This window comes from Opitutus sp. sgz309028, assembly GCF_059821195.1.
Map to the genome: position 1 here is coordinate 587051 of NZ_JCAMRR010000003.1, position 12277 is coordinate 599327.

Annotated in this window: 10 protein-coding genes; all 10 read right to left on the bottom strand. The window is 66.8% G+C overall.

What is annotated here, in order from left to right:
* Position 1: 1 nt before the first annotated feature.
* Genes AC6RV7_RS14140 through AC6RV7_RS14185 form a run of 10 tightly spaced genes read right to left on the bottom strand, consistent with a single transcriptional unit; the run spans position 2 to position 12277 of the window.
* Positions 2 to 1288: a nucleotide sugar dehydrogenase gene (locus AC6RV7_RS14140; RefSeq protein WP_500094655.1), complete on the bottom strand. Its 1287-nt coding sequence runs from the start codon at positions 1286 to 1288 to the stop codon at positions 2 to 4.
* 34 nt (positions 1289 to 1322) lie between these two features.
* The gene (locus AC6RV7_RS14145) at positions 1323 to 2603 is read right to left on the bottom strand and encodes a glycosyltransferase family 4 protein (RefSeq protein ID WP_500094656.1); all 1281 of its coding nucleotides are present in this window, start codon (positions 2601 to 2603) and stop codon (positions 1323 to 1325) included.
* Positions 2603 to 3253 (bottom strand): PIG-L deacetylase family protein, encoded by a 651-nt coding sequence (locus tag AC6RV7_RS14150; RefSeq protein WP_500094657.1) that lies wholly within the window; start codon positions 3251 to 3253, stop codon positions 2603 to 2605. The genes AC6RV7_RS14145 and AC6RV7_RS14150 overlap by 1 nt, the downstream gene beginning before the upstream one ends.
* 9 nt (positions 3254 to 3262) lie before the next feature.
* Positions 3263 to 4072 carry a sugar phosphate nucleotidyltransferase gene (locus AC6RV7_RS14155; RefSeq protein ID WP_500094658.1) on the bottom strand — a complete coding sequence of 270 codons (810 nt, stop codon included), beginning with the start codon at positions 4070 to 4072 and terminating at the stop codon, positions 3263 to 3265.
* A gap of 39 nt (positions 4073 to 4111) precedes the next feature.
* Positions 4112 to 5824, bottom strand: a complete 1713-nt coding sequence (locus AC6RV7_RS14160; RefSeq protein WP_500094659.1) for an ArnT family glycosyltransferase — start codon at positions 5822 to 5824, stop codon at positions 4112 to 4114.
* Complete coding sequence (locus AC6RV7_RS14165; RefSeq protein WP_500094660.1) at positions 5821 to 7215, bottom strand: glycosyltransferase family 87 protein; 1395 nt, start codon at positions 7213 to 7215, stop codon at positions 5821 to 5823. The genes AC6RV7_RS14160 and AC6RV7_RS14165 overlap by 4 nt, the downstream gene beginning before the upstream one ends.
* Positions 7212 to 8723, bottom strand: coding sequence for a UbiA family prenyltransferase (locus AC6RV7_RS14170; protein ID WP_500094661.1), 1512 nt, complete (start codon positions 8721 to 8723; stop codon positions 7212 to 7214). Before AC6RV7_RS14170 ends, AC6RV7_RS14165 begins: the two co-directional genes overlap by 4 nt.
* A gap of 34 nt (positions 8724 to 8757) precedes the next feature.
* Positions 8758 to 10053: an NAD(P)H-dependent oxidoreductase gene (locus AC6RV7_RS14175; RefSeq protein WP_500094662.1), complete on the bottom strand. Its 1296-nt coding sequence runs from the start codon at positions 10051 to 10053 to the stop codon at positions 8758 to 8760.
* Complete coding sequence (locus AC6RV7_RS14180; protein WP_500094663.1) at positions 10050 to 10955, bottom strand: NAD-dependent epimerase/dehydratase family protein; 906 nt, start codon at positions 10953 to 10955, stop codon at positions 10050 to 10052. Before AC6RV7_RS14180 ends, AC6RV7_RS14175 begins: the two co-directional genes overlap by 4 nt.
* A complete protein-coding gene (locus tag AC6RV7_RS14185) occupies positions 10952 to 12277 on the bottom strand; it encodes a methyltransferase domain-containing protein (RefSeq protein ID WP_500094664.1) in 1326 nt (441 codons plus the stop codon). Before AC6RV7_RS14185 ends, AC6RV7_RS14180 begins: the two co-directional genes overlap by 4 nt.

Here is a 12277-nt window from a genome sequence, read left to right on the forward strand (position 1 = left end):
CTCAGGCTTTCCACACCTGGCCGGAGCGGGTGGCGACGGCCGCCATGGCGTTGCGCGTATCCACAATACAATCACACCATGCCGCGAGCTGCTCGTAGTTAACGGCGGCGTGATGCGTGGCGATCACGGCGACGTCGAACCGGGAAATGGTCTCCCGCTCCCACGGCACGGAACGCGTGCCGGCCCAGTGCGGGTGCTCGCGGGTGAGCTTGATCGCGGGCACGTAGGGATCGTGGTAGGCGACTTGGGCGCCGCGCTCGTGGAAATGGTCCATCAGCACGTAGCTCGGCGATTCGCGCTCGTCGTCCACATTCGGCTTGTAGGCGAGACCCACGATGAGGATCCGGCTGCCCTTGCAGGGCTTGGCGCGGTCGTTGAGCGCGTCGCAGGTCCGATGCACGACATGCTCGGGCATGGCGGTGTTCACCTCGCCGGCGAGTTCGATGAACTTCGTGTGTTGCCCATATTCGCGCGCCTTCCACGTGAGGTAAAACGGGTCGATCGGGATGCAGTGGCCGCCGAGGCCCGGGCCGGGATAAAAAGGCATGAAGCCGAACGGCTTTGTCTTCGCGGCGCCGATCACCTCCCAGATGTCGATGCCCATCGCCTGGTAAACGACCTTGAGCTCGTTCACGAGGGCGATGTTCACGCTGCGGAACGTGTTCTCCAGGAGCTTGGCTGCCTCGGCGACGCGGCAGGACGAGACGGGCACGGGTTTGGAAATCGCGCGCGAGTAGAGTGCGACCGCGCGGTCGAGGCATTGGGGCGTGTAGCCGCCGACGATCTTCGGGATCGACGCGACGACGCTGCTCGGATTGCCCGGGTCCTCCCGTTCCGGCGAAAATGCGAGATGGAAGTCGCGGCCGGCCACGAGGCCGGAATCGCGCTCGAGCACGCCCCGGAGGTCTTCGTCAGTAGTTCCTGGATACGTCGTGGACTCCAGCGCGACGAGCGTCCCGCGTTGCAGATGCGGCGCGATGGCGCGACCCGTGTTCAAAATGAACGAGATGTCCGGCTCGCGGTTGCGATTGAGCGGAGTCGGCACGCAGATGATCACCGCCTCCACTTCGCGGATCCGGGAAAAATCGGTGGTGGGATCGAAGGAGTCGCTCTCGATCTGCTCCCGGATCGAACGGGGGCTGATGTGCTTGATGTAGCTTTCGCCGCGGGAGAGCGCCGCGACCTTGTCGGCGTCGACGTCGAGACCGATGACGGTGACGCCGGAGCGGGCGAACTGGAGCGACAGCGGGAGGCCTACGTAGCCGAGGCCGACGATGGCGATTTTCATGGCAGGAGGTGGGAAGAAGGAGGGCGTGGCCGCATCATTTCGCGCCGGATTCGGCGGCGGCGGCATTTGCGGGGGGCGGTGCTTCCAGCAATTGGGAGACGAGTTGTGCGAAGCGGAGTTTTTCGTCGCGCCAGCGATGCTGCTCGTAAACCGCGCGGCCCCGCTCGACCACGCGCAGGGCGCGGTCGGGGTGGCGGTGGATCTGGCCGATGACCTCGGCGAGCGCGGCGGGCTGGTCCGAGTCGAAGAAGAAGATTTCGTCCGAGGTGAAATAATCGCGCACGCCCGCGGTGTTCAGGACGATCACGGGCTTGTGGAGCGCGAGGTATTCGAAGATGCGGGTCGGGAAATTGATCTCGGTGAACGGCGTCCGCCGGTTCGGCACGATGCCGAGGTCGATCCCCTCGATGAGCGCGGCGATTTCGCTGAGGGATTTCTTGCCGTGGTAGCGGACCCGCGACTCGAGCCGCAACTCGGAGACCAGGGCGAGCACCTTCGGCAGGTAGGGATTGGCGGCACCGTAGATGTCGAGCTGCACCTGAGGGATCCGGGCGACGAGGAGATTGACGGCGTGAATCAGCACATCGAGGCCGTGGCGTTGCGCGATCAGCCCGTGATACATCAGGCGAAACGGACGGTCGGCGGAGGAGGCCTCGGGACGCACACGGCCGTCGAGCCGCGGGCGAAAAATTTCGTCCGCGGGCGAGTTCATGATGATGTTGAACTTCCGGGGCAGGCGGGTGCGGCGGATGAACAGGTTCAGGAAACCGCGATTGGGCGTGAGCACGACGTCGGCATACATCGCGGACATGCGTTCGCTCCACGTGAGCAGCCGCACGAACGGATGTTTCGGGCCGAGCCCGAAGATCGTCCGAAACAGCTCGGGCATCGGATCGTGGAGATCCAGAATGATGCGCGCGCCGCGGAGCCGCGGGACGATCGAGGTGAAAACCAGCAGGTCTGGAACGTTGTGCACGTGCACGAGCGCATAACGGTGACGCAGGCTTGCGACGGTGAGGTTCCAGAATCCCCAAACGAAGAAACCGAGATACTCGAAAAAGTAGCGCGTGCGGCTGGTGCGGGCCCGACGCAGCCGCATGCGGCGGACCTGGACGCCGTTGATCTCTTCGCGTTGCGGCTCGCGGACGTCCTCCTGCAAGCAATACAGGTCGATCGCCAGCCCGAGGTCGGCGAGCGCCTCCGTTTCGCGGCGGATGCGCGGATCCCACGGATAGTAGGAAAGCGCGATCACGGCCGCGCGGCGGCCGCGAAGGTCGGCCGCGCCGGCGGCTTGGCGGGCTGGAGCGGCGGCCATCACGATACGGGGCCGCAGCCGAGGGTCACCTTCCGCCCGAAGAACGCCTCGGCGAACGGCGCGCCGCACTCCATGCCCCGCAGCCGCATCAGGCCGCGAAAGAGGTCGGCGGTGAACCAGTGTTTGTTGTGTTGGGTTTGGAAGTGGCGCATCAGGTGGGCCACCTTGCGTTCGACGAGCGCCGCGGGAGCCGGGACGAAGACGTTGGGCCGACCGAGATCGCCGTCGTATTTGGGAATCTCATACTCGAGCACGAGGTGATGGCGGAAGGTGTTCCAGGTGAGTTCCGCGAGGACGCGATGGTCCTGGTGAAGATCGTCGCGGCCGTGGGTGAAAATCAGGTCGGGTGCGACGGCGGCCTTTAGTTCCTCGAAGCGGGCTTTGATCGCGGCGCCTTCGTAGGGAAAGAAACTGGTGCGGAAGGAATGGACATGGACCTCGTGTCCGTTGCCGCCGAGGAAGTCGCGGGCGCTGCGCAGTGCCTCGTCATCCCGGGGCGGCTCGGCGCTGAAGACGATCCACACCACCTTGAGCGACGGCTGCTGCTGGAGGAGGGCGAGCAGGGTGGCGCCGCAGCCGATCTCGATGTCGTCGCTGTGCGCGCCGAGACAGAGGATCGTGCGAAGCGAAGCGGAAGGGAGCGCGAGCATGGCGGACGTTTACGAAGCGGCGCAGAGCGAGCGGTCGGTATCGTGTCCGCGCCACACCTCCCAGGGCGCCTGGTCCCGGGCGAGCAGATCCTCTAGGTGTTGCTTCTCCTTGAACGTGTCCATGCACGCCCAGAATCCGTCGTAGCAATACGCGAGCAGCTGCTCCTCGGCGATCAGCCGGCGGAACGGCGCCTCGACGAGCTCCTCGCCCTCGTGGAGATAGTTGAAGATCTCCCGGCGGAAGAGGAAATAGCCGCCGTTGATGCGATAGCCGGATTTGCCGATGTGTTCGATCGCGGTGACGGTGCCGTCGGGTTTGGTGGCTGCGATGTGGAAGCTGGCGGTGGGGTTGACCGCGAGGAAGCACGCGACCTTGCCGCTGCGCCGGAAGAAGTTGACCGCCTGGTCGAGCGGAAGGTCGGTGAGACCGTCCGCATAGTTCGCGAGGAAAATCTCCTCGTCCTGGACGAAGCGGCGCGCCATCAGGAGGCGCTGGCCGATGTTCCGACTCAGGCCTGTATCTAAAAAAGTGATGCGCCAGTCCTGGATGTCCTTGCTCAGCAGCTCGGTCTGCCGGCCACCGTCCGAGAGGACGAAATCGTTGGTGATGTATTCGCTGTAGTTGACGAAATACTGCTTGATGAGGTCGGCGCGGTAACCGAGGCAGAGCACAAAGTCGCGATGCCCGTAGTGCGCGTAGTATTTCATGAGATGCCAGAGGATCGGCCGATAGCCGATGGTCGCCATGGGCTTTGGCAGGGGCTCGGGCATGTCGCGCATGCGCATGCCGAGTCCGCCGCAGAACAGCACGGTTTTCATGGGGAGGACGGTTGGGTTGGGGAAAGGACGGGCGGCGCGTCAGTCGCGCCACTCGTAGATAAAAAGCTGTTCGTCGGGGCGCTGGCCGCGGGCGTAAACGAGACGGGCCCTGGCATCCGGAATGCCGCCGTCGATCCACGCCTGCATGAACGGCCAGGAGCGGATCAGCCGGCCCTTGAGAACGATGAAGTCCGGCGACTTGCCGGCGATATAGCGCAGCGCGACGTCGCTGGAAGCCCAGGGAAGGCACAGCAGCGTCCCGCGGGAATAAAAGGCGATCGTGGGCTCCGCATCGAGGATCCGCTTCTCGCCCGGCCGGTAGCCCGCGAGCCAGCGTCCCGCCTCGCGCGCCCCGAGATGGCTGGACCGGTCGCTGTCGAATTCGGAGATGTTGCCCACGCCCGCGGCCGAGAGTGCGAACAGCGTCGTGCCAATCAGGATACGCAGCGTGCGCGGCACCCAGACGAGCCGGGGGGCGCGGAGACGGTTCTTCGCCGCCGTGCGGAGGCCCCAGATGGCGAGTTCGTCGATGCCCCGCGCGCTCCAGATCGCGAAGAACGGAAGGGCGGCAAAGGTGTAGCGGTGCAGCACGCCATTCATCGCCAGGAGCACGACGACGAGCAGCCCGCAGAAGCCCAGCAGCACCAGCTCCTGCAGGGTCCGCTCGGCGTTCCACGGCCGGCCAAACAAACCGAAGGCGATCAGCAGCAGCGTGAGCGGCCCGCCATACGCGAGGCACAGGAAGCGGTCGTAGATGACCGGGGCGTTGCGCCGGGCGGACAACGCCAGCGAATGCAGCAACGATCCGAGGCTGCGGTTCTCCGCCGGGGCGGTGCGGATGAAGGTGTTGACGTTCAAAATCGGACCCTGCTCGCGCAGGTCGTCGCTCACGCCGTAGGAGGCCTGCACATAGGACATGCCGCGGTTCATGCGTTCGGCCATCGCGAGGTTCAGCGCGCTTTTTCCTTCCAGACGAAGATATCCGGTGTGAACGGTGAGAAATACCGCGTAGGGTGCCGCAACGAGCGCGAAAGCCCCGAAGACCGTCGCGGCGAACAACGTGACCCGACGCGGCGGCACGCGCAGGCGATAACCGGCGAGCAGGAAAATCGCGGCCACGAGCAGCGGGTAGAACGCCGCCTCCGTGCGCGTCAGATAAGCGAGGCCGAGAAACAACCCTGCCAGGCCCGCGTCCCGCAGTGAGGCAAAGTGCAGACAGCGGAGGCTGAAAAGAGCCGCGGTCAGCAGCAGCGCGACGAAAGGGCCCTCCGAGTAAACGGAGATCGAGAGATGAACGAGGACGGGATGAAGCGCGACGACCGCGGCGGCGAGCACGGCGACGCGGCCTTGATAAAGTCGTCGGGCGATCGCGTAAACCGGCACAATTAACAGCGTCCCCGCAACAATGGCGACGAGTCGGCCGGCCGTCTCGACGTCGAGACCCAGGCTCGCGATGCCGGCGATCAGCAACGGAAACAGCGGCGGGAACAGCAGCTGAACGCCGCCTTCGAGGCTGCCGACGTAGCCGTGGCCTTCGAGCAGGCTGCGCGCGATGTAGGCGTATTCGGCGCCTTCCGCCTCGATCGCGAGCGGCTGGTGAAAGGCCAGCGCAAGGCGGACGAGCGCACCCATGGCGAGGGTCAAGGGGAGCAGCCAACGGATCGATCTTTCCTCGGTGCGATCGTTCGTCGTCGCGACGGCGCCACGCGCCAGCGACGGCGCGCGAAAATTGACTGGGCCGGTGAGATTCACGGTGACGAGACGCGGAGCGCGAACGCCGGGCGGACGGCGTCGACGGGGAGCCGCCAGATCAGCAGGAGGGCGAGCAGCCCCAGTGCGCCGAAAAAGACGTGCGCGCCGAGGAGTCCGCGTAAGGGAGAGGCGAATACAAACTCAGGCGCGATCAGCTCGAAGCCGATCGCCAGAAAGGCAACGCCGAGCAGCAGCGCCGGCCAGCGCCGGGGGGCGGGCCCCGCCAGCACCGGCGGCAGCACGGCGCAGACGATCGGGAAGCAGACGCCGAAGTGATGGTTCCAGGCCACCGGCGACGCGAGGGTGGCCGCCAGCAGCAAGGCGCAGAAATCGAAGATAGCGTCGGTCGGCTCAGTCCAGGGGCGGCGCCGGAAGAGCACGAGGGTCACGAGCGCCAGTCCGAAAACCAAGCCGGCGACGTGGATTCCCGCCCGATACGGCGGCAGCGGGCTGCCGATCGCGTCGAACGTGAGCGCCGCGGCGGGATCGACCCACCGGTGCAGGACGCCGCCGAGGCTTTGATTGAACCAGAACGCTTCGCCGTGACGGCTGAGGGTGCGGAGCACCGCCAGATAATCGAGGTGCGCGGACCAGCCGAAAACGAGCAGCGACAAACCGAACCCGGCGAGCGTGACGAGGGTGAAGGCGAGCGCCAGTGAGTGCTGGCGTCGCAGCAGGGCCCACGGGAGCACCAGCGCGAGCGGGGGTTTGAGAACACAACAAAGTCCAAGGAAGCCGCCGGCCAGCGCCCGTTGACCGCGCATGAACGCCAGGAGCGCGAGCGCCACCCAGGCGTCGAGCAGCAACTGGAACTGGCCGAGCTCATGCGCGACGATGAGCGGATAAAATGTGAACGCGGCGGGGACCACGAGCAGCGCGGGCAACCAGAATCCGGTCGGAGACGCATCGCTCAGCCGGAAACCCTCGCGCAGAATGAGAATCGAAACCACCACAGTGGCGAGAAACGCGCAACGGGAGATCCAGCCGTGCCAGTGTTGGAGGCGTGAGCCAGCCCAGGTCCTGATCGCCTCTGCGCTCACGGACGCAGGCAGCCCGCGATACGCGAGCAAGGCGAGCGGCGGATATTGGAATTTCCCGCGATGCGAATGGAATACCGCGTAGCAGCCGGCGGCGGGATCGTCCCGCACGCTTTCGCCGGCGCGCAGGAGCGGGCGCCAGGAGTCGTAACCCGGCTCCCGCGCCAGGAACGCGATGCGACCGGGCGACGTCTGCCGGGCCGCGTCGACGAGGTCGTATCCAAATAGCCACAACACACCGGTGACGGTGCCCGCCGCCACGAAAGCCAGGAGCAGGACCGCGGCGAGCCAGCCCGCCACGCGGCGGGACAGCGCCGTCGGGCCGACGGTCGTTCGACTGGAGAACGCGATCATGGCCAGGCGAGAGGCGCGTAACGCGCGGCGACCGTGACGAGAATCATTCCGGCGATCACCGTCCGGCTGCCGGCATCACGCAGGGCGAACACCAGCGGGTCGTCAGTCATCTCGCCTCGCGCGGTTTTGATCCACATCCGGCTCAGCCAGTAGAAGAGTCCGACCGCCACGATCCAGAGCAGTGCTGGCGTGCGATAGTTCGCCTGCACGCCGCCGAAATGAATGAAGAACGCGAACAGCAGCACCGCGCCGACGGAGGTCGCGACGCCCATCGGCCAGAAAATCTTGAGGTCGTCCAAAACGTAGTCCCGGCCCCGGATCACCTGGCGACCCTCGCGTTGCAGGAGCATCAGCTCGGAACAGCGTTTCACCAGCCCGAGGCTGAGAAACACGAGCACGGAAAACGCGACGAGCCACACGCTGAGCGGGATCCCGGTGCCGGCGGCGCCGGCGAAGATTCGCAGAGTGTAAAGGATCGCGAGCACGATCACATCGGCCAGCACGCGCGTCTTGAGATGGATCGAGTAGGCGGTGCTCGTCGCCACATAAACCAGCATGATCGCGAGGAGATGTTGCGAATCCCACCCCGCGAGCCCGAGGCCCAGTCCCATGCCGGACGCGGCCACCAGCAGCCCGACCGGAATCGACAACGTGCCCCCGGCAAAGGGGCGGAAGCGTTTCCGCGGATGCGCCCGATCGGCTTCGAGGTCGAGCAGATCGTTGACGATGTAAATGGAGGACGCGCAGAAGCAGAACGCGAAGAATGCCACCAGCGAATGGGTCAGGACACCCGGATCCGTGAAACGAAACGAGGTTAGCAGCGGGACGAACACGAGGAGGTTCTTGAGCCACTGGTGCACACGGAGCGCGCGGACGATCTCCCGCCACGGCGAGGCGGTGGCCGGCATGATCTGCGCCGGCCGGCCGAGCCGGGCGACGCGGCGGACGAGTCCGGACCGGGCGCCGACGACGATGGCGGAACGAGCCGCCCGCCAGATCACGAGATCGTCGCGCGCGTTGCCGGCGTAATCGAAATCGCGGGCGGCGACGTCACGAATCGCCGCGAGTTTCTCGCGGGCGCGGAGATTGCGTTGTCCATCGCTCGCCAGCACCGCGTCGAAAAATCCGAGATGTCGGGCGATGCGGTGTGCGATCCGCTGGTCCGCCGCGGTGGCGAGATAAACGCGACGGCCCTCGGCGTGGACGCGTCGCAGCTGATCGCACAAATCGCCGCGATAGGGCAACCGTCCCACCTCGAGACGATCGTCCTCGGCGAGCCGGGCCTTCACGTAGGCGCGGCCGCGCCACAGCCAGAGCGGCAGCTTCAGCAGATCGAGCGGTCGATGCCGGAGGCGCAGGAGCAGGCACTCGAGCAGCGTGTTGGTGGCCACCAGCGTGCCATCGAGATCGACAAACAGCGGTGTCGCGGCGGCGCCGGGCCCGGAATCGTCCGTGGCGACGACGGGATCGACCGCGGGCGCGCGGCCCGGAGGGCGCGAAGATTTCATAAGTCTCCCGAACGGGTCGGACCGATGCGTTGGCCTACACGCCGGCCAGCGCCGGGGCAAACAGACGGTGCTGTTCATCGCGCAGCAGGTCGCAGCGCCGGTTGGGCGGGCACTCGACGTCGTCGTAGCGAACAACCTCGTCGACGGCGACATCGCGGAGCAGCTGGCAGCCGGCGGAGATTCCGATGGGCAGCAGACGCTCCTGCGCGAAGGTGTCGGCGTTCTCCACGGCGCCGTAGCAGCAATAACCGCCGACGCCATCGAGCACCTCGCCGGCCCGGAGCGGACGCTTCGCGAGCGCGGCGACCTCGCACACGGGCGGACCGACCGGAGCGACCGTCGGCTCGTGGCGCAGGACGGCGGCGTGGATCGCCGCGACGATCTGTAGGGGCGGAAGGTGATAGGGCGTGCAGAACACGTGAAACGGCCCGGCGCCCATTTTGAAATACGCGAGATCGGCGCGGATGTCCGGGGCGGGCTCGTGCACGATCGCAAACGCGCCGGACGAAGGTTCGGTGGAGAGCGCGTAATCCACGAGACCGCCCGCGAGCATCTCGCCGGCCGGCAGCAGCGTGGCGATCTCCCGGATGTGCGCGCACCGCGGCCCGTGCATGCCGCGCACGCCGGCGCGGAAACCCGTGGCGTTCGCGAGCACCGCCGCCTCGAGCGCGAGCTTGGTGCCGTCGGCAAACGACGCCGCCTTGCCCGGATCCAGCCCGTGTGCGGCGGCGAAGGTCCGCTGCGTATCCGGATTCCGGCGACGATCGAGCATGCCCTTGAGATTGCCGGCTGCGACCGGGTGCAATCCCAGGTCCCGCAGGTATTGCACCAGGCGCAACGCCACCGCCGGCTCCTCGCCGTCGGTATGGGTGAACACCACGCCGGCGTCGTCGGCGTAGCGCTTCAGCAGCGGGCCGAGGGTGGCGTCGAGCTCGGCGTTGAGGAGCACGACGTGCTTGCGGTTGAGAAGGGCGGAGAGCGTAACCGCGGCGCCGAACTCGACGGAGCCGGTGGCCTCGACGATCGCCTCGATCGCGGGCGACTCGCACAACACCGCGGGGTCCGTGGCGACGGCGATGGCGCCGCGGCTCGCGGCGCCATCGAGCTCGGCGGCGGAGCGGACCATGGCGAACGGCCGGCCGGCGCCGGCGAGGATCTCGACGACGCGTTGCGGCGTGCGATTGGCGATGCCGAGCACGCGCACCGTCGAGCAGCGCAGCAGGTGGCGGAGCGCCATGCGCGCCGCGGCGCCGGCGCCGACGACACCGACCCGGATCGGGCCCTCGGCGGCGAGCCGGTTCTTCAATCCGAAGGAAAGCGGGGCATTCATGGACCGGGAACCGGATGACGTTCGCGATAATGGCGGACGGTGCGGGCGAGCCCATCGGGCAGCCCCACGGTCGCGCGCCAGCCCAGCCGCTCCTCGGTGCGACGCGCGTTCGCCTGGCGGATCTGCTCGGCTTTGCGCTCCGGCAGTACGCCGAAACGCGGAGTCGCGGCGGGATCGACGAGATCGATGAGCATCTCGACGACGCGGCGGATAGGCGTAAGGGTGCCGGTGCCGAAATCGAGCACCTCGCCAGCAAGGCCGTCGCGCCGCGCCAGCTCGACCAGGCCACGGGCCAGGTCGTCGATGTAGATCCAGTCGAGCTCCCGGCGGCCGCTGGCGAATGCGAGCTCGCGGCCTTCGAGGAGGCGCAGGATGGTGTGGGGAATCAGCTTGCGGGTGTCCTGCTGGTCGGGGCCGTAGACCATGAAGATGCGGGCAATCACGACCGGCGTTCCGTAAACCTGGTGAAACATCCGTGCATAGTGAGTGCCGGCGAGCTTGGAGGCGGCATAGGGGGAGGAGGGGGCCTCGCCGGGATCAGGTTCTTCCAGCGAGCCGGCCACGACCAGCCGGTTGCACCCGACCTGGGTGGCGGCGAAAAGAACATTCACCGTGGCGGCGAGATTCGAATCGAAGGTTTCGGGCACGGCTTGCAGGTCGCGGGTGGCGCTCGTGTAGCCGGCGAAATGAAAGATGCAGTCGCATGCCGCAGACTCGACCGCGCGCAGCAACTGCCGGCGGTCGGCGAGATCGCACACGATCGGCTCGATCTCAGGAGGCAGACGGCGGTCGCGACGGCGGCAAAGCGCGGCGACGTGGCAGCCCCCGGCGAGCAACTCACGACAAACCGCGCGGCCGATGAAACCGGCGGCGCCGGTCACCAAGGCACGGGACGCATTCATGCCGGGGGCGCATGGACCGTGGGCTCGGGGATGGGGACGACGAACTGGCCACCCCATTCCCGGATATAGGCGTTCTGCGCCATGATCTCCTCCTGGAGATTCCAGGGCAGGATGAACACGTAGTCCGGCCGGGTCCGCCGGTATTCGTCGGGCGCGAGGATCGGAATCCGGGTGCCCGGCGTGTATTTGTCCTGCTTATACGGATTGCGGTCGACGGTGTAGTCGAGGAAATCGGTGCGGATGCCGCAGTAGTTCAGCAGCGTGTTGCCTTTGCCCGGTGCGCCGTAGCCGGCGACGCTTTTGCCGGCGTCCTTCGCCGCGAGGAGGAACTGCAGGATGCGTCGTTTCGTCGCCTTCACCCGCTCGCCGAAACGCGCGTAGGTCGCGACATCGGCCACGCCCCAGCGAGCCTCGCGCTCCTTCAGGGCGGCGACGCGCGGACTCCGGATCTTCGTCATATCCTCGGCGTGGCCGGCGTAAATGCGCAGCGAACCTCCGTGCGTCGGCAGCTCGTCGACATCGAAAAGCGCGAGCCCGGCCGCCGCGAAAATCGTCTCCACCGTCGTAAACGAGAGATACGAGTAATGCTCGTGATAGATCGTGTCGAACTGGTTGCCGGCGATCAGTCGCAACAGATGGGGAAACTCCATCGTGATGACGCCGGCTGGCTGCAGGAGAAGCTTCATCCCGCCGACGAAGTCGTTGATGTCCGGCACGTGGGCCAGGACGTTGTTGCCCAGCAGCAGGTCGGCCCGCCGGCCCTCCGCCACCAGGCGCCGCGCGACGTCGCGGCCAAAAAATTCGGTGAGCGTCGGGATGCCCTTCTTCACCGCGACGGCGGCGACATTCTTCGCCGGCTCGATGCCGAGCACCGGGACATGGCGCTCGGCGAAATACTGGAGCAAATAGCCGTCGTTGCTCGCGAGCTCGACGACGAGGCTCTCGCGACCGAGGCGCCAGCGCGCCGTCATCGTCTCCACATAGGCGCGCGCGTGGGCGAGCCACGTGTCGGAGTAGGAGGAGAAATACGCGTATTCGACGAAGATGTCCTTGGGCGCGATGTGCTCGGGCAGCTGCACGAGATAACACTGCGAGCAGACGTAAACGTGCAGCGGGTAGAACGGCTCCGCGCAGGCGAGCCGTTCGGGCTCGATGTGGGACTGGCAGGGCGGCGACAAGCCGAGGTCGACGAACGTGTGCTCGAGCGCACGACCGCAATGGCGGCAGCGGAACGGCGTCGCGCCGGCGATGCGAGGCGGCCGGGGTTGCGAGTCGGCGACGGGGCGGTCCCGTGGGGGCGCGGAGACGGCGGAGGCATTCAT

What these genes read in the sequence shown, in the direction of transcription:
- AC6RV7_RS14140 (WP_500094655.1), bottom strand. Translation starts at nt 1,288, where the DNA reads ATGAAAATCGCCATCGTCGGCCTCGGCTACGTAGGCCTCCCGCTGTCG.
- AC6RV7_RS14145 (WP_500094656.1), bottom strand. Translation starts at nt 2,603, where the DNA reads ATGGCCGCCGCTCCAGCCCGCCAAGCCGCCGGCGCGGCCGACCTTCGC.
- AC6RV7_RS14150 (WP_500094657.1), bottom strand. Translation starts at nt 3,253, where the DNA reads ATGCTCGCGCTCCCTTCCGCTTCGCTTCGCACGATCCTCTGTCTCGGC.
- AC6RV7_RS14155 (WP_500094658.1), bottom strand. Translation starts at nt 4,072, where the DNA reads ATGAAAACCGTGCTGTTCTGCGGCGGACTCGGCATGCGCATGCGCGAC.
- AC6RV7_RS14165 (WP_500094660.1), bottom strand. Translation starts at nt 7,215, where the DNA reads ATGATCGCGTTCTCCAGTCGAACGACCGTCGGCCCGACGGCGCTGTCC.
- AC6RV7_RS14170 (WP_500094661.1), bottom strand. Translation starts at nt 8,723, where the DNA reads ATGAAATCTTCGCGCCCTCCGGGCCGCGCGCCCGCGGTCGATCCCGTC.
- AC6RV7_RS14175 (WP_500094662.1), bottom strand. Translation starts at nt 10,053, where the DNA reads ATGAATGCCCCGCTTTCCTTCGGATTGAAGAACCGGCTCGCCGCCGAG.
- AC6RV7_RS14180 (WP_500094663.1), bottom strand. Translation starts at nt 10,955, where the DNA reads ATGAATGCGTCCCGTGCCTTGGTGACCGGCGCCGCCGGTTTCATCGGC.
- AC6RV7_RS14185 (WP_500094664.1), bottom strand. Translation starts at nt 12,277, where the DNA reads ATGAATGCCTCCGCCGTCTCCGCGCCCCCACGGGACCGCCCCGTCGCC.